Source organism: Ruegeria sp. YTSA135, assembly GCF_059610165.1.
On the sequence record NZ_JBXWNC010000007.1, the window covers coordinates 120,178 to 140,646 of the forward strand.

The following is a 20,469-nucleotide window of genomic DNA, read 5'->3' on the forward strand; positions in this document are numbered from 1 at the left end:
GAGTGAGGCGAGTAAGTGGTAAATTCGTCTTAGCGGCGACCCTCAGCCACGACGTCAATATCGCCACGGCAAAGGCCGATATCGTCCAGCTCGCGATCTGTTAGACCGCTCAGCGTGTTGCGGGTTACACGGGCGTCATTCCATTCGACAACGGCGTTAACAACCGATGCAAATGTTGCGCCGATACGGCCAACGAGGCCGAACGAGCCAGTGGTGGCGCGGGTAGTGTCCAGTGCAGCCATATCCTGTTTCCTTCTGTTTAAAGTATAGGTCTCGATCATCCGTTCTGAGCGGCATCTAGTGTCGTCAAAATCGCTTAGCAAGTGCAAAAATTGCATGTGTCCTATGCAGTTTTTGCAATGCCCGATTTTCTCTAAATTCCCTTAATTTGTTGGTCATTTTGCCTTCATAAATCGTGTCGATTCCAGGCTTTTCGCTGTCGCAAACAGGCCGTTCTGTCGCCATTGGGATACGTGTGTCGTTTTCGGACGACGCGTCAAACTGCTTGGAAAATGTTCATGTTTCGTGCTATCCCGAAACAAAGGTCACAAAAACCCGAGCAGACCGAGGCATAACATGCGAATTCTGGGCATTGATCCGGGGCTTAGAACCCTGGGGTGGGGCGTCATCGAATCGCATGGCAGCCGTCTGAGCCACGTTGCAAACGGCTTGTGCAAATCGGATGGTGACGATCTGGGCGAGCGATTGCTGTCGCTACACAACCAAATCATTGAGGTCATCGCCGAGCACCGGCCCGATCAGGCGGCTATCGAACAGACCTTTGTCAACAAAGATGGCGCGGGTACGCTCAAGCTGGGTCAGGCACGGGGTGTGGCGTTGCTGACGTTGGCCAAGGCTGGTTTGCCTGTGGGTGAGTATGCCCCCAATCGGGTAAAGAAGACGGTTGTGGGTGTCGGTCACGCCGAAAAAGAGCAGGTTCTTCACATGGTCAAACTGCAATTACCGGGCTGCCAACCCAAGGGGGCGGATGCTGCAGATGCACTGGCAATTGCCATCTGTCACTCGTATTACGGTGCAGCGCCGCAGGCGCGGATCAAAGAGGTGCGGGCATGATCGGGAAATTGACGGGTCGGCTGGACTATCGCGCGGCGGATCACGTGCTGATCGATGTACGCGGTGTCGGCTATATCGTCTATTGCTCGGACCGGACGATGGCGGCCTTGCCGGGTGTGGGTGAGGCTGTATCGATCTACACCGATATGGTCGTGCGCGAGGATCTGATGCAGCTTTATGGCTTCTTGTCGCTAGTGGAAAAGGAATGGCACCGGTTGCTGTGCTCGGTTCAGGGCGTCGGGGCCAAGGTATCGCTGGCCATCCTTTCGGCGCTTGGGCCGGATGGCGTGAGCCGGGCGATTGCTCTGGGCGACTGGGGTGCCGTCAAGGCGGCCAAGGGGGTCGGGCCCAAGACGGCGCAACGGATTGTGCTGGACCTAAAGGACAAGGCTCCGGGTGTAATGGCGATGGGCGGGACTGTGACAGAGGCGATAGAGGGGCCAGAGTTGGACGTTGTCGACTTGACAGAGCCAACCGCGACGCCCAAGCGAGCGGCGAAGGCGGTTTCGGGCGCGGCGGCGGCCTCGGCCGGGGCGCTGTCAGCGCTTGGCAACCTTGGCTACGGACCTTCAGATGCAGCCTCTGCAGTGGCCGAAGCAGCGGCCAGCCAGCCTGATGCGGGTGAGACTGACCTGATCCGGGCTGCGCTGAAACTGCTTGCCCCGAAAAGCTGAGTGAAAGGGTGATAAAATGGTAGATGCCGACCCCACCCTGCGCCCGGACCCGCTGCCCGAGGACAATGACCGCGCGCTGCGCCCGCAGGGTCTGGATGAGTTCATCGGTCAGGCCGAAGCCCGAGCCAACCTGCGTATCTTTATCCAGTCGGCTCGTCAGCGGGGTGAGGCGATGGATCACACGCTGTTTCACGGCCCTCCGGGTTTGGGGAAAACCACTCTGGCGCAAATCATGGCGCGGGAGTTGGGGGTGAACTTTCGAATGACTTCAGGACCCGTGTTGGCTAAGGCGGGCGATCTCGCTGCGATCCTGACCAATCTGGAATCGCGGGACGTTCTGTTCATTGACGAGATACACCGTTTGAACCCTGCGGTTGAAGAGGTCTTGTACCCCGCAATGGAAGATTTCGAACTGGACCTCGTGATCGGTGAGGGGCCAGCCGCCCGCACCGTGCGTATCGAGTTGCAGCCCTTTACTCTTGTTGGGGCAACGACCCGGATGGGATTGTTGACGACCCCTTTGCGCGACCGTTTCGGGATACCAACGCGCTTGCAGTTCTACACTGTTGATGAGCTGCACGAGATCGTCACCCGCAATGCCCGCAAACTGGGTGCGCCTGCCGAAGATGATGGCGCGCGCGAAATCGCCCGACGCTCACGCGGGACACCGCGTATCGCCGGGCGTTTGCTGCGCCGGGTTGTGGACTTTGCGATTGTCGAAGGGGATGGGCGGATCACCCGCGATCTGGCCGATGGTGCGTTGACGCGGCTGGGGGTCGATAATCTGGGTCTGGATGGGGCAGACCGTAGGTATTTGAAACTGATCGCCGAAAACTATGCCGGTGGACCAGTGGGGATCGAAACCTTGTCGGCAGCCCTGTCCGAGAGCCGGGACTCGCTGGAGGAAGTGATTGAACCATATCTGTTGCAGCAGGGTCTGATACAGCGCACGCCACGCGGCCGGATGCTGGCGCAAAAAGCATGGACGCATCTGGGCATGGCGGCCCCCAAGCGACAGAGTGATCTGTTTGGTTGAACTGCGCGCCATTAGACTTTAAGGCTCTGGCGGCTTTGTTTGAAACACTGGGGGCAGGGCGTGACACCCGATCAGATCGAGGCGCTGTTTACACGCGAAAATGGTGATTTTCTGTTCGCCCGTTGGGGGCGACCAATTGTGCCCATTGTTTTTGGCGTTGAGGATGCGACCCTGTCCACCGTCAAAGGCGCGTTTGAGGCAGTGGTGGCATTGGCCGGGCACAAGATGGCCGAGACCGATCCAGAGCTGGGCGCCAATTGCATGGTCTTCTTTTTTCGCGACTGGCAGGAGTTGCTGGAGGTTCCCGACCTCGACCGTTTGATCCCGGATCTGGCACCCTTGGTGGACCGTTTGGTGGCGGCGGACGCCAATCAGTATCGGGTCTTTCGGTTCGAAGAGGATGGCGCGATTCGCGCGGCTTTTGTTTTTCTGAGGATGGATAAGGAACTGTTGAAGGTTCCGGCGGAAACCCTGGCGCTGAGCCAGGTCGTGCAGACCATTCTGTTGTGGTCGGACACGGCCTTTCGGTCGCAATCGCCCTTGGCTGTGGCGGGGCAAACGACGGTTCTGCGACCCGACATCGCCGAGTTGATCCGGGCAGCTTATGACCCTGCACTTCCCGGCGCGGCGCGGGAAGCGTCCCATGCGCTGCGGTTGTTTGCGCGGATGAAGCCATTGCAATAGGACTTAGGTGGCCGGTGTGTCAGCGCGCCGAAACGACCGCACCATGTCTTTGCCTGTTTGAAAGCAAGTATCCAGTTCGCCCGGATCAGTGATTCTTTTCCGGTCCAACTCTGCGCGCGCATCTGGCTTGGCCTATAGATTGGTCGTCAGTTGAAAAATTCGATACTCATCGTGGTGCGATGCGATAATGTTGTCATACGGGGATTGCACGCGTGGCTTAGTATATGTGAGGCATGGCGCGTCTCGCGTCAGCAAATCCCAAACGTATTGAAAGATCGGACCGTCCCCTATGACCGACCAAGAACCCGAGCAGAAAAAGCACGTCTATTCCGTGCGGGTCTATTATGAAGACACCGACATGGGCGGTGTGGTTTATCATGCGAACTACCTCAAATACATAGAACGTGCGCGCTCGGATTATGTGCGTCAGCTGGGAAACGATCAGAACGCCATGCGCGATGAGGGGATCGTCTGGGTCGTCCGGCGGATCGAGGCGGATTATCTGGCAACCGCCAGGTTCGAGGACGAGCTGACGGTGGAAACCCGCTTTATCTCTCGTTCAGGCGTTCGACTGATGATGGGACAGCTGATAAAGCGTGGCGAAACCGAGATTTTTCGCGCAACAGTCACTGCCGTATGCATGAATGCACAGGGAAAACCCGTACGCCTTCCGGCAGAGATTCGCGCATTGCTGTAACAAATTGCGAGGCAGAAGTGGTTCTGTTGGCTTTTCATACCCATCTGGGTTAGCGTTTGGAAAAACAAGGCCAAACGAACGGCCCTCAGGCAAAACAAAGAGCAGGTTCATGGAAGCTGAAACGCTGGCGCTGGCGCAGGAGATCGACTTCTCCATGTGGGGGCTGTATGCCCGCGCGACATTTATCGTCAAACTTGTAATGCTGATGCTGATTGCTGCATCTGTCTGGTCTTGGGCGATTATCATTCAAAAGCTGATCAATTACCGCGCTGCACGGCGCGAGGCGCAGGTTTTTGACGAAAGCTTTTGGTCCGGTAACCCTTTGGATGAATTGTTCGACCAGATCGGAACCCAACCGGATGGCAGTTCGGAAAAGATTTTCGCCGCGGGCATGATCGAATGGCGGCGATCGCACCGTACTGATGGCGGTCTCATCGCCGGGGCCACCGCGCGGATTGACCGCTCGATGGATGTCGCCATCGCGAAAGAGGCCGAGACGCTGCAAAAGGGGTTGTCCATCTTGGCCACCGTAGGCTCGACCGCGCCCTTCATCGGCCTGTTCGGCACCGTCTGGGGCATCATGAACGCCTTTATCGAGATTGCCGAGCAACAGAACACGAACCTTGCCGTGGTCGCCCCCGGTATTGCCGAGGCACTTTTGGCAACGGGCTTGGGCCTGCTGGCCGCGATCCCGGCGGTTATATTCTACAACAAGCTTAGTGCGGATAGTGATCGGATTGTAGGCGGCTATGAAGCTTTTGCCGACGAATTCGCCACGATCCTCTCGCGTCAGTTGGACAGCTGACATGGGCGCGGCTGTTCAACAGAACGGAGGCGGTAACGGACGCAGGCGTGGGCGCCGCCGTGGTCGGGCGCAACCCATGGCCGAGATCAACGTTACGCCCTTTGTTGATGTTATGCTGGTGCTGCTGATCATTTTCATGGTGGCCGCACCTTTGCTGACCGTGGGTGTGCCGGTCGATCTGCCGAAAACGGCAGCCAGCGCACTGCCCGGGGATAATGAGGAACCTCTGACCGTGACACTGACCGCGGATGGACGGGTGCAGATTCAGACCACTGACGTTTTGCGGCAGGAGTTGATTGGCAAGCTGCGCGCCATCGCGGCAGAGCGCAGCAGTGACCGCGTGTTCCTGCGGGCGGATGGATCTATCCCCTATGCGCAGGTGATGCAGGTCATGGGCGCGCTGAATGCAGGTGGATTTTCCAATGTGGGCCTGGTGACAGACACCGGTGGGCCAGCCTTGGACGAAGGTGGAGAGTGAGGCCGCGCGGTGGATACCGGCACCAAGATCTCAGCTATTGCCCATGTCACCTTGATTGGGTGGGCCCTGTTTGGCGGCACCTTTCGGTCCGAGCCCTTGCCAATGGCGGTACAGGAGGTTTCGGTGGTGTCGGCTGAGCAGTTTGCTGCACTGACCGCGCAGAGTACCGCACCCGAGGTGCCAACCCCTACGGCATTACAGGCTCCCGAAGCACCTCAGGAAGACGTGACGCCACCCGAAACGGCAGAAGATGAAGTGACGACGCCCGAAGTTGTGACACCGCCAGAACCTGACCCCGATCCCGTACCGGAACCGGTTGAGGCGCCCCCTGAACCCGAACTGGTCGAAGAGCCCCCTACACTGGATCAGCCAGAAACCGTGTCTGAGACTTTGCCAGTTCCTCCGGGTCCCGAGGCCCAGCCACGCCCGGCCGATAAAGTCGCACCACAGCCCATTGCTCCACCGCCGCCAGAGGCTCAGCCCGACGAAGTTGAAACACCCGCCGTATCACTGGATGACGGCTCCGAAACTCAGCAAGAGCAGCAGGATCAAACCGCCCCGGAAGAGGCCACCGATCAAATCGTGACCGAAGCCGAAGAAACCAAAGAGAACGCACCGCGCACATCCCCGCGACCGCGAGTGCGGACTAACCAGCCTTCACCTCCGGCCCAGCCTGAAGTGGCCGAAGAGCAGGACCCGATCCCGCCCGAGCCTGCGCAGAGCGACACCGCAATTGATGATGCTCTGGCCGAGGCGTTGGGGCAAAATAGTGCACCGTCCGGCCCGCCGTTGACCAGCGGAGAGAAAGACGCCATGCGCCTTGCCGTATCGCAGTGCTGGAACGTGGGCTCTTTGTCTACCGATGCGTTGCAGACGGTGGTGGTTGTGGCATTTTCCCTGACCCCGGATGGCAAAGTTATAGGAGGTAGCCTGCGCATGATCGACAGCTCAGGTGGCACCAGCGCGTCTGCAAATCAGGCTTTTGAGGCCGCGCGACGGGCGATTTTGCGCTGTGGGGCAAAAGGATACACCCTGCCTGCTGAAAAATACGCGCAATGGCAGGATATTGAGATTACATTCAATCCCGAGAGGATGCGGATAAAATGATAAGATTTGTGACCAGCCTGTTGCTCGGCCTGACGATATTGACAGCGCCGGTCTACGCCCAGAGCGGGCCATTGCGCCTGGAACTGGATCAGGGGATCATTGAACCGCTTCCCTTTGCGGTGCCGAATTTCGTACCCGACGGGCCGGCGGCGGCGCAATATGCCAATGACATCACGCGGGTTGTCGCAGCTGACCTGACCGGCACCGGGCTGTTCCGCGAAATCTCGGCCGAGGCCTTCATCAGCCGGGTCAGCAGTTTTGATTCTCCGGTACAGTTTGCGGACTGGAAAGCCATCAATGCCGAGGCGCTTGTGACCGGTGCGGTAAACGTCTCGGGCAATCGCCTGACCGTGCGGTTCCGGGTTTGGGATGTGTTTTCGGGGCAGGAGCTGGGCAATGGGCTTCAATTCGCTGGCACGACCGAGGGCTGGCGGCGCATGGCGCACAAGGTTTCTGATCAGGTCTATAGCCGGATTACCGGCGAGGGCAGTTACTTCGACAGCCGCGTGGCGTTTGTGTCAGAAAGCGGGCCAAAGGATCAGCGGCTGAAGCGGTTGGCGATCATGGATTACGATGGCGCGAATGTGCAGTACCTCACGGACAGTTCGGCCATTGTTCTTGCCCCGCGTTTTTCACCCACAGGTGACAGGCTGCTTTACACCAGCTATGAAACCGGCCAGCCGCGCATCTACGTGCTGGATGTTGATCGGGTCAGACGGACCGAACTGAACACCCAAGGCGGCACGATGAGCTTTTCGCCCCGCTTCTCGCCGGATGGGCGTTCGATCGTATATTCCTTGATCCAGGGCGGCAACACGGACCTTTGGAGAATGGATCTGGCCTCGGGTCAAAGCGCACGACTGACCAACACCCCGGCAATTGAAACAGCCCCCAGCTATTCGCCGGACGGATCGCAGATTGTGTTTGAAAGCGACCGATCCGGCACGCCGCAGCTTTACATCATGCCCGCAAATGGAGGCGAGCCGACCCGTATCAGTTTTGGCCAAGGTCGCTATGGTACACCGGTCTGGTCGCCGCGCGGCGATCTGATCGCCTTTACCAAACAGAACAAGGGCCGTTTCCACATCGGTGTCATGCGAACGGATGGCAGCGAAGAAAGGCTGCTGACATCGTCGTTCCTGGATGAAGGTCCGACCTGGTCCCCCAACGGCCGGGTCATCATGTTTACCCGCGAAACCCAAGGGGTCAGTGGCCGGGCAACATTGTATTCGGTTGATATCTCGGGCCGGAACCTGCGACCGGTGCGTACACCGGACGGTGGCAGCGATCCCTCATGGGGGCCATTGCAGAATTGATCGGGGCAGGAGTGTGGAAAAGTTCACAAGAAACCTTCACTGTGGTACAGAGACGGCAATAAACCGATAAAACAACGAGGCACTTGGAATGAATGTATTGGGCAAAATCATGGCCTTGGGTGCGCTGACCGCGATGGCAGCCTGTACCAATAACGACCCATCCAGCCTGGGCGGCTTTGGCAATGGCGCGAATGGCGCAAATGGGGCGTTTGCGTCGGGCTCACCCAGCGATCCGCGCTCACCGGCATATTTCCAGCAAACAATTGGCGACCGGGTTCTGTTTTCGGTGGATCAATCGACCCTGACATCGCAGGCTCAGACGGTCCTTGAGGGTCAGGCGCAATGGTTGCTGGCCAACCCGGACTATGTCGCGACCATAGAAGGGCATGCGGATGAACAAGGCACGCGCGAATATAACCTTGCTTTGGGCGCGCGCCGGGCGAATGCAGCCCGCGAATACCTGATCTCGCGCGGGGTGGCGGGCAACCGTCTGACCACAGTCAGCTATGGCAAGGAGCGCCCGATCGAGATTTGTAGCACCGAGGATTGCTATTCCAAGAACCGCCGCGCGGTGACGGTGCTGACCGGTTCAACCTTGGGGTAAGACGATGAGAATTGCAGGATGGGTTCTGGCCGCGGTTGTTGCGACCGCCGGTGTGGCACAAGCACAGGATCAGCAGACTTTAGCCGATATCCGGCAGGAATTGACCGTGCTTCACGTTGAAATACAGCGCCTGAAGCGTGAGTTTTCGACGACCGGTTCGCCGGCCCCGAACCTGTCCGGCAGTTCCGTGCTTGAGCGTGTAGATGCCATCGAGGCCGAATTGCAGCGCCTGACACGTCAGACCGAACAGTTGAACCAGCGGGTGCAGAATATCGTGACCGACGGCACCAACCGGATCGGCGACCTTGAATTCCGCCTTGTCGAATTGGAGGGCGGCGATCTGAGCACGCTGGGTGAGACCTCGACTTTGGGCGGCGAAGCAGAGATCACCGCCGCTGCACCGGCTTCTCCGCTCGCTCCGACTGTGACCGAACAAGGAGAGTTGGCGGTTGGTGAGCAGTCCGACTTCGAAGCTGCTGCACTGGCGCTGGCCGAAGGGGATTTTCAGGCTGCGGCCGATCAGTTTGCGCAGTTCGATATCTCGTACCCCGGCAGCCCGCTTGCGCCCGAGGCGCATCTGAAACGTGGTCAGGCGCTTGAAGGGCTGGGCAACACGCGTGAAGCCGCGCGGGCGTTCCTCGCCAGCTTTACTGGCGATTCTGAAGGCGCCTTTGCGTCTGAGGCGCTCTTTGAATTGGGTGCGGCCTTGGGACGTTTGGGGCAGACCGATCAGGCCTGCATTACCCTGTCCGAAGTTGGCGTGCGTTTTCCAGCCTCGACCACGGTGTCTGCGGCCACGCAGGAAATGGCGTCGCTGGGCTGTTCTTGACCCATCAGGCCGAAACGCTTCGATCTGAACTGCGCGCTGGGCTGCCCGATCATCTGCCGCAGCGATTGGGCATTGCTGTGTCCGGGGGAGGGGACTCGGTCGCGTTGATGCATTTGCTGCATGAGATTGCGCAGTCCGAAAACATCCACCTGTTTGCAGCAACCGTGAACCACGGGCTGCGTCCCGAAGCCGCTGATGAGGCCAAGCAGGTGGCGGATCAGGCCGCGCGTTTGGGTATCGCACACGAAACACTTCTGTGGCAGGACTGGGATGGTGCAGGGAACTTGCAGGACCAGGCCCGACAGGCAAGATACCGTTTGTTGACGGATTGGGCGCGGCGCAACGACATCTCGGCGATTGTACTTGGCCACACGGCGGACGATCAGGCCGAGACTGTGCTGATGCGGTTGGGCCGGGCGGCTGGTGTGACAGGCTTGTCTGGCATGCCCAATTCAAGGGTCCGCAATGGCGTCACATTGCTGCGTCCGATGCTGGGTATTATGCGGCAAGCCTTACGGGATTATCTGTCAGAGCTTGATGTGGGTTGGGTTGAAGATCCGTCGAATCAGGATCAGAGGTTCGACCGGATCAAGGCGCGCAAAGCGCTGCAGGACCTCAAGACATTAGGGATTTCTGCGCAATCCTTGGCCCGGGTGGCTGAAAATCTTGCACAAGCGCGTGAGGCTTTGGCGCGCTATACGCAAGAATCCGCGCGTAGCATCTCTGTGGTTGATGGCGGGGATGTCTGTCTGGACCGGGGTGGTTTCAAACAGGTCCCGGCAGAAATTCAACGGCGGTTGGTTGTGGCAATCATCGCGTGGATTGCAGGGCAGGGATATGCGCCGCGCCGGGCCTCGGTTGAACAGGCAGTTGCGGCGATAGTGGAGGGTCGGACAATGACGCTATCTGGCTGCTTATTGATCCCTCATGGCAATAAAACGTGGTTTTGCAGGGAGCTAAACGCAGTGGCGGCGGAAACCTCCGCTCTGAACGAGGTTTGGGATAGCCGTTGGATTCTATCGGGGCCACCGTCGCCCGGTGCCGATGTGCGCGTGCTGGGAAAGGACGGTTTGCCGCAAGTGCCCGACTGGCGAGATTTGGGAAAACCCCGCAAGGCGCTTTTATCCTCACCCGCAGTTTGGAAGGGGGAAAAACTGCTTTCCGCGCCTTTGGCTGCTTATTCAAATGGTTGGACAGCCGAATTTGCGCCACATCGGCCCGAGTTCTACTCTTCAATTTTATCGCATTGAACCTGCTTGAATCCTCTCTATTTTATAAATCAAAGCGGCAGACCTCCATCTGCCGAAATCTTGTGGGAGATCTTCCTTGGGCAACGCTCGTAACATCGCCTTCTGGGTCGTTCTGTTTCTACTGATCCTTGCACTGTTTAATTTTTTCAGCGGTCAGGGCGGAACGCTCCAAAGTAACGAAAGAACATATTCCGATTTTGTCAGCGCTGTCGAAAGCGGCGACGTCAAAAATGTGACGGTTGATGGTGAGCAGATCCGCTACACCACCGAAAGCGGCGCAAGCTATGTAACCATCAAGCCCGGTGATGCCGAAGTCACCAAGCTGTTGCTTGATGAAAACATTCCATTTCAGGCTGTTAAACAGCAACAATCGGGTTTCCAATCATTCCTGATCACACTTCTACCGTTCCTGCTTCTGATCGGTGTCTGGGTCTATTTCATGAACCGGATGCAAGGTGGCGGCAAAGGTGGCGCGATGGGCTTTGGCAAATCCAAGGCCAAGATGCTGACCGAAAAGCACGGCCGAGTGACGTTCGATGACGTTGCGGGCATTGATGAAGCCAAAGAAGAACTGGAAGAGATTGTCGAATTCCTGCGCAACCCGCAGAAATTCTCGCGCTTGGGCGGCAAGATTCCGAAAGGTGCGCTGCTGGTTGGCCCTCCGGGTACGGGTAAGACCTTGCTGGCCCGTGCTATTGCGGGTGAGGCGGGTGTGCCGTTCTTCACCATCTCAGGCTCTGATTTTGTCGAAATGTTCGTGGGCGTGGGCGCGAGCCGCGTGCGCGATATGTTCGAACAGGCGAAGAAGAACGCGCCCTGTATCGTTTTCATCGACGAAATCGACGCCGTGGGCCGCCATCGTGGTGCCGGTTACGGTGGTGGTAACGACGAACGCGAACAGACCCTCAACCAGTTGCTGGTTGAAATGGACGGGTTCGAGGCGAATGAAGGTGTGATCATTCTGGCCGCGACCAACCGTAAGGACGTGCTGGACCCTGCGCTGCTGCGTCCGGGCCGGTTCGACCGCAACGTGACCGTCGGCAACCCCGACATCAAAGGCCGTGAGAAAATTTTGGGCGTTCATGCCCGCAAAACGCCACTTGGGCCTGATGTTGATCTGCGCATCATCGCGCGGGGCACGCCGGGCTTCTCGGGTGCTGATTTGGCGAACCTCGTCAACGAAGCCGCGCTGATGGCCGCACGTGTCGGTCGGCGTTTTGTCACCATGGAAGACTTTGAGAACGCCAAAGACAAGGTGATGATGGGGGCCGAGCGCCGCTCGATGGTGCTGACTCAGGACCAGAAGGAAAAGACAGCGTATCACGAAGCTGGTCACGCCGTGGTTGGCCTGGAACTGCCGCTATGTGATCCGGTCTATAAAGCAACGATCATCCCGCGCGGTGGCGCGTTGGGTATGGTTGTCTCGCTACCGGAAATGGATCGCCTGAACTATCATCGTGATGAGTGTGAGCAAAAGCTAGCCATGACTATGGCCGGTAAAGCCGCTGAGGTTATCAAATACGGTGAGGATCACGTCTCAAACGGCCCGGCGGGCGACATCATGCAGGCCAGCCAGCTGGCGCGCGCGATGGTCATGCGCTGGGGCATGTCGGACAAGGTGGGCAACATCGACTATGCCGAAGCCCATGAGGGCTATCAGGGCAACACCGCCGGCTTCTCGGTCTCCGCGCATACCAAGGAGTTGATCGAAGAAGAGGTGAAGCGCCTGATCCAACAGGGCTATGAGCGTGCGCACACGATTCTGAGCGACAGAAACGAAGAGTGGGAGCGGCTGGCGCAAGGATTGCTGGAGTATGAGACCCTGACTGGCGATGAGATCAAGCGCGTCATGAACGGCGAGTCCCCGAACGAAAGCGATGACGAAGGCGACAAGCCTGACGCAGGCAGCGCGCCCAGCGTCACCGCCATTCCGAAAACCAAGGTCAAAAAATCTCCGCCCGAAGGCGGGATGGAGCCGGAACCCTCGGCTTAAACGGACTGGACCCGGGCAATGTCCCGGGTCTTTTTTTTGTCTTTTCATTCTTGGCTTTCTGTCCTCTAGTGCGCTTCAATAAGTGGCTGAGGCGGGGAACAAGCATGCCGGTTTTACGCAAGACCGACTATGAGGCAGAGGTTGTCTGGCTGGGTCATGTCCCCGCAGGAACCAGTATTCGGGCCAAAGCGGTTGACTGGCTGGACCTTGGGTTTTCGGGTGACCTTGGGGCGCGGCATGAAGGCGAAAACAGAGCGTCCTGCGTTCGTGTGGCCAACCTTTACCCAAGGGGAACTGAAATCCGCAACGTCCGGCAATTGTCTGTATTGTCTCTGGAAGAGATTGAGGCGACAGCGCAAGAGATGGGCGTTCAGCGTTTGGACCCGTCTTTTCTGGGGGCCACTCTTGTGCTGCGTGGCATCCCTGACTTCACTCATGTTCCACCATCGTCACGGCTTCAGGTTGCCGGTGGTCTGACCATAGTGGTCGACATGGAAAACCGCCCTTGCGTTCTTCCGGGGCGCGAAATCGAAGCAAACCTGCCCGGCTACGGTGCGGCATTCAAATCGGCTGCCCGGGGGAGGCGCGGTGTCACCGCATGGGTCGAACGGCCCGGAGAATTGAGGCTGGGCGATACCATGTCCCTGTTTGTACCGGATCAGCGAAATTGGGCGCCTTAAGGTCCGCCTGTTTCCGATTAGCAGCGCCTGATCCACCTCAACGCCGTTTCGCGGCATGATTATGTCGGAATCTATAGCCATCTCTCTGGTACACAACGGTATGGGTTTCCCAGCGCCGACGCATCGCGCCGGTTTAGCACGGCATTAAATCAGGGACCCTGCCCAATGAGCTATAAATCCGACATTGAAATCGCCCGCGAGGCAAACAAGAAGCCGATTCAGGAAATTGGTGCGAAAATTGGCATCGAGTCTGCTGATCTGCTGCCTTACGGCCATGACAAGGCAAAGGTCAGTCAGGACTTCATCAACTCGGTTCAGGACCGGGAAGATGGCAAGTTGATCCTTGTCACCGCAATCAACCCGACCCCCGCAGGTGAGGGTAAGACCACCACAACCGTTGGGTTGGGCGACGGTCTGAACCGCATCGGCAAGAATGCGATGATCTGTATCCGCGAAGCGTCGCTTGGTCCGAATTTTGGCATGAAGGGCGGCGCTGCGGGCGGCGGGTACGCGCAGGTTGTTCCGATGGAGGAAATGAACCTGCACTTCACAGGTGACTTTCACGCGATCACGTCGGCGCACTCGCTTCTGTCTGCGATGATCGACAACCACATCTATTGGGGTAACGAATGTGAAATCGATATCCGCCGCGTGGCATGGCGCCGCGTGGTTGACATGAATGACCGTGCCCTGCGTCAGATCACCGCCTCGCTGGGTGGCGTATCGAATGGTTTCCCACGTGAGACGGGCTTTGACATCACCGTCGCGTCTGAGGTCATGGCGATCCTCTGCCTTGCAACCGACCTGCAAGACCTGGAAAAGCGTCTGGGCGATATCATCGTAGCCTATCGCCGCGACAAAACCCCGGTCTACTGCCGCGACATCAAGGCCGAAGGCGCAATGACCGTCCTGTTGAAAGACGCGATGCAGCCCAACCTTGTGCAGACGCTGGAAAACAACCCTGCCTTTGTTCACGGTGGCCCGTTCGCGAATATCGCGCATGGCTGCAACTCGGTCATTGCCACCAAGACGGCGTTGAAAGTGGCCGACTATGTCGTAACCGAAGCTGGTTTCGGGGCCGATCTGGGCGCAGAGAAATTCATGAACATCAAGTGCCGCAAGGCAGGGATTGCTCCGTCGGCTGTTGTGCTGGTAGCGACTGTACGTGCGATGAAGATGAACGGCGGTGTGGCCAAGGCCGATTTGGGTGCAGAAAACGTCGATGCGGTAAAGTCCGGCTGCGCCAACCTTGGCCGTCATATCGAAAACGTGAAATCCTTCGGTGTTCCGGTTGTTGTCGCCATCAACCATTTTGTCACCGATACGGATTCCGAAGTTGAGGCGGTTAAAGCCTATTGCGCCGAACATGGTGTCGAGGCCATCCTGTCGCGCCACTGGGAACTGGGTTCAGAAGGCTCAGCACCGTTGGCAGAGAAAGTGGTTGAGATTGTCGAAGGCGGTTCGGCCAACTTTGCTCCGATCTACCCCGATGAAATGCCGTTGTTCGAGAAGATCGAAACCATCGCCAAGCGTATCTACCGTGCCGACGAGGTTTTGGCCGACAACAAGATCCGCAACCAGTTGCGCGAGTGGGAAGACGCAGGCTACGGCAATCTGCCGGTCTGTATGGCAAAAACCCAGTACTCATTCTCGACTGACCCGACCCTGCGCGGTGCGCCCACTGGCCATTCGGTTCCCGTGCGCGAGGTTCGCCTGTCTGCGGGTGCCGGTTTTATCGTGGTTGTCTGCGGTGAGATCATGACCATGCCCGGTCTGCCCCGCAAACCGGCGGCTGAGACGATTCGCCTCAACGATGAAGGTCAGATCGAGGGCTTGTTCTAAGCGCCCGAATGATACATCTCGTGGTCCGGGGATATCCCCGGGCCGTGAGGAGATTGAAATGCCCACTCTGATACCGCCACAAGACTGCAGCTCGATGCAGGAATTGCGGCCTCAGATCGACAAGCTGGACCGCCAATTGATCGAATTGTTGGTTATGCGCGCAAGCTACATTGATCGCGCGTCCGAGCTGAAACCCGGCGAGGGGCTACCAGCCCGCATTCCGGATCGTGTCGAAGACGTGGTGCAGCGCGTGCGCATGAGTTCCGATGAGCTGGGCATGGACCCCGATCTTGCCGAGAAACTCTGGCGTATCTTGATTGACTGGTCGATTGCCCGCGAAGAACGTGTGCTCGGCCCTGAATGAAAAACCGGGCGCATATTGCGCCCGATCCGTTTTTTGAAAGAAGGGATCAAAGGATGGTAGCGCAGGTAATCGACGGTAAGGCTTTTGCGGCCAAGGTACGTGCCCAAGTGGCTGATCAGGTGGGCAAACTGAAAGAGGAAAACGGCATCACACCGGGGCTTGCCGTAGTTCTGGTGGGCGAAGATCCGGCCAGCCAAGTCTATGTACGGTCCAAAGGCAAGCAGACTGTTGAGGTCGGCATGAACTCGTACGAACACAAGCTGGATGCCGAGACCACCGAAGAAGACCTGCTGGCTCTGATTGCCAAGCTGAACACTGACCCGGACGTGCACGGTATCTTGGTTCAGCTACCACTGCCTAAGCACCTGAACGAAGACCTCGTGATCAACTCAATCGACCCGGCCAAGGATGTCGACGGTTTCCACATCTCGAATGTAGGTTTGTTGGGCACCGGTCAGAAGTCGATGGTGCCCTGCACCCCGCTGGGGTGCCTGATGATGCTGCGCGATTATCACGGCTCGCTTTCGGGTATGGACGCGGTCGTGATCGGGCGCTCGAACATCGTAGGCAAGCCGATGGCGCAACTGCTGCTGGGCGATAGCTGCACCGTGACCATCGCTCATTCACGGACTAAGGATCTGCCGGACGTGGTACGCCGCGCAGATATTGTTGTAGCCGCCGTTGGCCGCCCCGAGATGGTGCCTGGCGACTGGATCAAAGAGGGTGCGACGGTCATCGACGTCGGCATCAACAGGATTGAGCGCAACGGTAAGAACAAGCTGGTCGGCGACGTGGATTACACCAGTGCAGCGGAACGTGCAGGTGCAATTACCCCGGTTCCCGGTGGAGTTGGCCCGATGACGATCGCCTGCCTTCTGGCCAATACGCTGACCGCGTGTTGTCGCGCCAACGGCCTGACCGAACCGGAAGGCCTGACCGCCTAACAATTTTCGTTTCTAAAACTTGTATGGGTCAAAGGGCAATCCGCCCTTTGACCCATTGGTATTTAAAGATCGCCGGAGCTTATTGAACCGGATTTGAATGTCTGTGTTTTCGATGATAAAGACACAATTCCAGTCTGTTACAAATTGATTCATGCACCGACGGAGATGCAGGCTGGCTTCAGTCGGCGGCAAATTTTGAGTGAGTGTGACAGTCGTGCCAAGCCGATTTCTGGCCGAGCTTAAAGTGCGCAGAGTGGTTGCGGCTCTCGTGTTTCCCCCTTTGCTGGCATACACGTTCCAACCTTTTCCGATGCTCTACTTGCCGTTTTCTGAACGGCTGATCTTTTGGTTTGGGGTTATCGGGTTGGCATTGGCGGTCATCTCGGGATCGAAATACGTGACCAAGACCTATTTCACAGGCGCGTATTTTTCATGGCGTGACGTTGCCTTGGTTGCGTTGATCCTTGGATTGTTTGTGCCGTCGATGTGGTTTTTGTCCTATCTGCTTTTTTCCTATGGCGGACAGCCCGCCCCGGACATGCTTTCGGTGGCACCATACGGTGCGTTGCTTGCAACCGGGTTGGTTCTGATCCGCGGTTATGATCAACCATCTGCAGCACGACCTGAGACCGCCGCCGTTTCGCCGCGACTGGCAAAGCGATTGCCAGGGTCCTTCGGTGGGCAGATTTTTCGGCTGACGGTTCGGGATCACTTTGTAGATGTGGTAACGACAGAAGGAACATTCACGATTCGATCCCGTTTCAGTGATGCCATTGCCGAGATGGAGCCCGTGTCGGGGCACTGCACCCATCGATCCCACTGGGTGACGGACACCGCTATTGACCGGGTGGAAAAGAGGGGCGGAAAAACGTTTCTGCGTTTGAAAAACAATGACTTGGTGCCTGTCAGCCGAAAGTATAAACCTCAGCTTGAACAGGATGGTCTTCTGTAGCCGCCGTTATCGTGGCATCGGAATGATCCGAGGCTGCGGACCCGTCAGGATGGCCATCGCCGGATTTTTCATCAGTGTGCTCAAAGCGTGATCTGAGCTGTGTAAACCGCCGGTATAAGTGCCATAGGCTGGCAGGATCAGCCGCGACTGATCTATCAGAAAAGCTGGCCGGGTGATAGAACGCCCCCGCGCTCTCAGCTGCGCCTTGGGGTGATAGTGGCCCGAGACCTCGGCCAGCGCCCCAGGATGCGCGATATGTCGAAAGGTCAGGGGGCCGACTTCATATTCCACAAGATGCGCACCGCCCAGATCAATAGGGCCGGGGTCGTGGTTGCCTTCGATCCAAATCCAGCGGCGACCGGCTTGCAAGGCCGTGATGTCCCGCTTCTCGGCCGAGTCCAATGCGGTCGAAGCATCCAGGTCATCGAAACTGTCGCCAAGGCAAATGACGGTGCCGGGATTGGTTCGGGTGATATCGGCAGCCAGCCGGGTCAGTGTTTCCCTGCTGTCATATGGCGGCAGAGTTGGTCCACCCCGGCGTGCGATACGCTCGGACTTGCCCAAATGCAGATCGGACACGCAGAGCAGGCTTTGATCTGGCCACCATAAGGCACCGGACCCCAATGCGCTGAGGTTTTGCCCAACAAAGGAAAACGTCACTTCGTTCATGATCCGTTCTTTGCCTGTTTCGCCGATGGACGCAAGTGGTATCAGCCGGGTTCCAGCCCAGCCGCCTGCAAAAGACGTGCGCTTTCTTCGGCCAAAAGGCGTTCCTCGGCCGCGCCTTTGACGGGAACCTTGCCAGCTTCAAGAAACAACGGCGCAGCCAGAGGCGACACGTGTTTGAGGCGCAGCAGGTCAATGCGGTCTCCGATACGTGCCATCATCGTCTCAATCCGGCCAAAATCCACCAATCCACGCATGGCCTCTTCTCGGGTGATCTGCATCAGAAGATGGTTTGGGTCGTATTTCTGCAAGGTGTCATAGAGAATATCCGAGGAAAACGTTGCCTGACGCCCGCTTTTGCGTTGCCCGCCCGTGTTCCGCTCGATCAAACCGGCGATCGTGGCCGAGGCGCGAAAGGTGCGCTTCATCACGGCATTTCCGGCCAGCCAGTTTTCAAGCCCGTCTCGCAGAGCGTCCATCTGGAACAAGGGGCGAGGATCGGTTACCGCATCCAACCCCCAGATCAGCGTTGCATAGTCGGTGGCTACGAACCCAAGCGGCGCAAACCCGGTCTCTTCCATTCGCTTGGTCAGTAGCAGGCCCAGCGTTTGCTGCGCGTTCCGTCCGGCGAAGCCATAAACACACAAATGCTCGCGGCCGTCATTGGGGAAACTTTCAATCAAAAGCCGGTCGCGTTGGGGCAGGCGGGACATATCCCGCTGAAGGGAAAGCCATTCGGCAGTATGCTTGGGAAGCTGCGGCCAATTGGGTTGGGCGAACATCCTCAGGATACGGTCGCTCAACTGCGTGGAGGTGGCAAATTTGGTGCCCATGAAGGTGGCGACCTTGGGCTTCTTGTCGGCGCGCCGCGTAACCTCGACCACCATTTCGCGCAGGCCTTCGAATCGCACGATCTGCCCGCCGATCAGAAAGGTATCTCCGGGGGTGAGCGATGCGGCGAAGGCCTCTTCGACCTCGCCCAGCGGTTTTCCACCGCGATTGCGTTTCAGGCGCACTTTCAGCGTATCGGTATCCTGAATGGTGCCAAGGTTCATGCGGATGCGTTGCGCCGCACGGGGGTCGCGTAGCTGCCACAGCCCGTCCGGGCGCTGCTGTAGCCGTTGCCAGCGGTCATAGGCACGCAGGGCGTAACCTCCGGTGGCGCAGAATTCCAGACAGGCATCGAATTCAGCGCGGCTTAGCGCTGCATAGGGTCCGGCAGTGGTCATTTCGCCAAACAGCTTGTCTGCGTTGAACGGCCCCGCCGCAGCAGCGATGAGGATATGTTGGCACAATACGTCACGGGGGCCAGAGCCGCGCGGTTCGCCATCCAGTTCATGCGCCTTGGCGGCTTCGAGCGCGGCAATGCACTCCACCACCTCAAACCGATTTGCAGGCACAAGCAAGGCCTTGGAAGGTGCGTTATAGCGGTGGTTGGCGCGTCCGATCCGTTGCACCAACCGTTTGACGTTCTTGGGCGCGCCGATCTGGATCACCAGATCGACATCGCCCCAATCAATGCCGAGATCCAGACTGCCGGTGCAGACGATCGCGCGCAGATCACCGCGTACCATGGCGGCCTCGACCTTTTCGCGCTGTTGCCGGTCCAGACTGCCGTGGTGGATACCGATGGGCAGGCCGTCGTCATTGGCAAGCCACAGGTTGTGAAAAAAAATCTCGGCCTGTGCGCGGGTGTTGTGGAAGATCAGCGTGGTCTTGTGGTGATTGATCTGCTCTAGCACCGCCGGAATCGAATAAGCCGCACCTCCGCCCGACCATGGGGGCATCTCGGCGGTTTCCAGCATCTGTATGTCGGGGTCAGGACCGGGGTCAGCTTGTACGATCTGACACGGGTCAGGGTGGCGAGCCAGAAACCGCGCGATGGCGTCAGGGTTCTCGACCGTGGCTGATAATCCGACCCGGCGCAGACCGGGACACAAGGATTGCAGCCGGGCCAAGGCCAGCATCAACTGATCCCCGCGCTTACTTTCCGCCAAGGCATGAATTTCATCTACAATCACACGCTGGACACCCGCAAACATTCGGTGTGCGTCTTCATACGAGGTCAACAGTGCAAGGCTTTCCGGCGTGGTCAGCAGAATGTGCGGCGGGTCCACCCGCTGCCGTTTCTTTTGCGTGGCCGAGGTGTCGCCGGTACGGTCTTCGATCCGAATAGGCAGGCCGATCTCATCCGCTGGCCCGCGCAGGTTGCGGCGAATATCGGCTGCCAATGCCTTGAGCGGGGAAACGTAGATCGTGTGCAGACCTGCGTGTTCGTGTTGAGCCAAATCAGCCAGAGTTGGCAGGAAACCGGCCATTGTCTTGCCGCCCCCGGTGGGCGCAATCAGTAACGTCGCCGGGTCCGAGGCCCGGTCAAACATATCCTGCTGATGGGGGTGGATGGACCAGCCCTTGGTGGCAAACCAATCAGTGATCCGGGCGGGAATCTGCGTCATACGCGCAGATTACCCAAC

General features: G+C 58.2%; 21 protein-coding genes. 18 read left to right on the forward strand and 3 right to left on the reverse strand.

Annotated features, from left to right (window positions below; all coding sequences use genetic code 11):
* Window positions 1-29 precede the first annotated feature (29 nt).
* Window positions 30-242: a DUF1127 domain-containing protein gene (locus AC2FIT_RS11250; RefSeq protein ID WP_068337885.1), complete on the reverse strand. Its 213-nt coding sequence runs from the start codon at window positions 240-242 to the stop codon at window positions 30-32.
* A gap of 334 nt (window positions 243-576) precedes the next feature.
* On the opposite strand from AC2FIT_RS11250, the gene ruvC reads away from it, so the two are divergent.
* The 18 genes from ruvC to AC2FIT_RS11340 all read left to right on the forward strand — a co-directional run bounded on the left by ruvC (window position 577) and on the right by AC2FIT_RS11340 (window position 17,329).
* A complete protein-coding gene (ruvC, locus tag AC2FIT_RS11255; protein ID WP_496829462.1) occupies window positions 577-1,074 on the forward strand; it encodes a crossover junction endodeoxyribonuclease RuvC in 498 nt (165 codons plus the stop codon).
* Window positions 1,071-1,748 (forward strand): Holliday junction branch migration protein RuvA, encoded by a 678-nt coding sequence (gene ruvA / locus AC2FIT_RS11260; RefSeq protein WP_496829464.1) that lies wholly within the window; start codon window positions 1,071-1,073, stop codon window positions 1,746-1,748. Before ruvC ends, ruvA begins: the two co-directional genes overlap by 4 nt.
* A 16-nt stretch (window positions 1,749-1,764) precedes the next feature.
* A complete protein-coding gene (ruvB, locus tag AC2FIT_RS11265; RefSeq protein ID WP_475183775.1) occupies window positions 1,765-2,784 on the forward strand; it encodes a Holliday junction branch migration DNA helicase RuvB in 1,020 nt (339 codons plus the stop codon).
* A gap of 60 nt (window positions 2,785-2,844) precedes the next feature.
* Window positions 2,845-3,468, forward strand: a complete 624-nt coding sequence (locus AC2FIT_RS11270; protein ID WP_496829466.1) for a hypothetical protein — start codon at window positions 2,845-2,847, stop codon at window positions 3,466-3,468.
* 289 nt (window positions 3,469-3,757) lie between these two features.
* Entirely contained in the window at window positions 3,758-4,165 is a 408-nt protein-coding gene (ybgC, locus tag AC2FIT_RS11275) for a tol-pal system-associated acyl-CoA thioesterase (protein ID WP_068337654.1), read from the forward strand.
* Between the two features lie 109 nt (window positions 4,166-4,274).
* The gene (gene tolQ, locus AC2FIT_RS11280) at window positions 4,275-4,970 is read left to right on the forward strand and encodes a protein TolQ (RefSeq protein WP_496829468.1); all 696 of its coding nucleotides are present in this window, start codon (window positions 4,275-4,277) and stop codon (window positions 4,968-4,970) included.
* 1 nt (window position 4,971) lies between these two features.
* On the forward strand, window positions 4,972-5,448 hold the full coding sequence (gene tolR / locus AC2FIT_RS11285; RefSeq protein ID WP_068337650.1) for a protein TolR: 477 nt from the start codon (window positions 4,972-4,974) through the stop codon (window positions 5,446-5,448).
* A 9-nt stretch (window positions 5,449-5,457) separates the two neighbouring features.
* Complete coding sequence (gene tolA, locus AC2FIT_RS11290; protein WP_496829471.1) at window positions 5,458-6,555, forward strand: cell envelope integrity protein TolA; 1,098 nt, start codon at window positions 5,458-5,460, stop codon at window positions 6,553-6,555.
* Complete coding sequence (tolB, locus tag AC2FIT_RS11295; RefSeq protein WP_496829473.1) at window positions 6,552-7,871, forward strand: Tol-Pal system beta propeller repeat protein TolB; 1,320 nt, start codon at window positions 6,552-6,554, stop codon at window positions 7,869-7,871. Before tolA ends, tolB begins: the two co-directional genes overlap by 4 nt.
* An 88-nt stretch (window positions 7,872-7,959) precedes the next feature.
* Window positions 7,960-8,475 (forward strand): peptidoglycan-associated lipoprotein Pal, encoded by a 516-nt coding sequence (gene pal / locus AC2FIT_RS11300; RefSeq protein WP_496829475.1) that lies wholly within the window; start codon window positions 7,960-7,962, stop codon window positions 8,473-8,475.
* Window positions 8,476-8,479: 4 nt separating this feature from the next.
* A complete protein-coding gene (gene ybgF / locus AC2FIT_RS11305) occupies window positions 8,480-9,304 on the forward strand; it encodes a tol-pal system protein YbgF (protein WP_496829477.1) in 825 nt (274 codons plus the stop codon).
* Complete coding sequence (tilS, locus tag AC2FIT_RS11310) at window positions 9,301-10,554, forward strand: tRNA lysidine(34) synthetase TilS (protein WP_496829479.1); 1,254 nt, start codon at window positions 9,301-9,303, stop codon at window positions 10,552-10,554. Before ybgF ends, tilS begins: the two co-directional genes overlap by 4 nt.
* 76 nt (window positions 10,555-10,630) lie before the next feature.
* On the forward strand, window positions 10,631-12,547 hold the full coding sequence (gene ftsH / locus AC2FIT_RS11315) for an ATP-dependent zinc metalloprotease FtsH (RefSeq protein WP_224889584.1): 1,917 nt from the start codon (window positions 10,631-10,633) through the stop codon (window positions 12,545-12,547).
* Window positions 12,548-12,651: 104 nt separating this feature from the next.
* A complete protein-coding gene (locus AC2FIT_RS11320; protein WP_496829481.1) occupies window positions 12,652-13,227 on the forward strand; it encodes an MOSC domain-containing protein in 576 nt (191 codons plus the stop codon).
* A 165-nt stretch (window positions 13,228-13,392) separates the two neighbouring features.
* Window positions 13,393-15,069 carry a formate--tetrahydrofolate ligase gene (locus tag AC2FIT_RS11325; RefSeq protein WP_496829483.1) on the forward strand — a complete coding sequence of 559 codons (1,677 nt, stop codon included), beginning with the start codon at window positions 13,393-13,395 and terminating at the stop codon, window positions 15,067-15,069.
* A 58-nt stretch (window positions 15,070-15,127) separates the two neighbouring features.
* Window positions 15,128-15,433: a chorismate mutase gene (locus AC2FIT_RS11330; protein WP_496829485.1), complete on the forward strand. Its 306-nt coding sequence runs from the start codon at window positions 15,128-15,130 to the stop codon at window positions 15,431-15,433.
* Window positions 15,434-15,486: 53 nt separating this feature from the next.
* Entirely contained in the window at window positions 15,487-16,377 is an 891-nt protein-coding gene (folD, locus tag AC2FIT_RS11335; RefSeq protein WP_496829487.1) for a bifunctional methylenetetrahydrofolate dehydrogenase/methenyltetrahydrofolate cyclohydrolase FolD, read from the forward strand.
* A gap of 205 nt (window positions 16,378-16,582) precedes the next feature.
* The gene (locus AC2FIT_RS11340) at window positions 16,583-17,329 is read left to right on the forward strand and encodes a LytTR family DNA-binding domain-containing protein (RefSeq protein WP_496829489.1); all 747 of its coding nucleotides are present in this window, start codon (window positions 16,583-16,585) and stop codon (window positions 17,327-17,329) included.
* 6 nt (window positions 17,330-17,335) lie between these two features.
* Here the strand turns inward: AC2FIT_RS11340 and pdeM are convergent, their stop codons facing one another.
* Window positions 17,336-17,998: a ligase-associated DNA damage response endonuclease PdeM gene (gene pdeM / locus AC2FIT_RS11345; RefSeq protein ID WP_496829491.1), complete on the reverse strand. Its 663-nt coding sequence runs from the start codon at window positions 17,996-17,998 to the stop codon at window positions 17,336-17,338.
* 41 nt (window positions 17,999-18,039) lie between these two features.
* Window positions 18,040-20,451, reverse strand: coding sequence for a ligase-associated DNA damage response DEXH box helicase (locus tag AC2FIT_RS11350; RefSeq protein WP_496829493.1), 2,412 nt, complete (start codon window positions 20,449-20,451; stop codon window positions 18,040-18,042).
* Window positions 20,452-20,469: the final 18 nt, after the last annotated feature.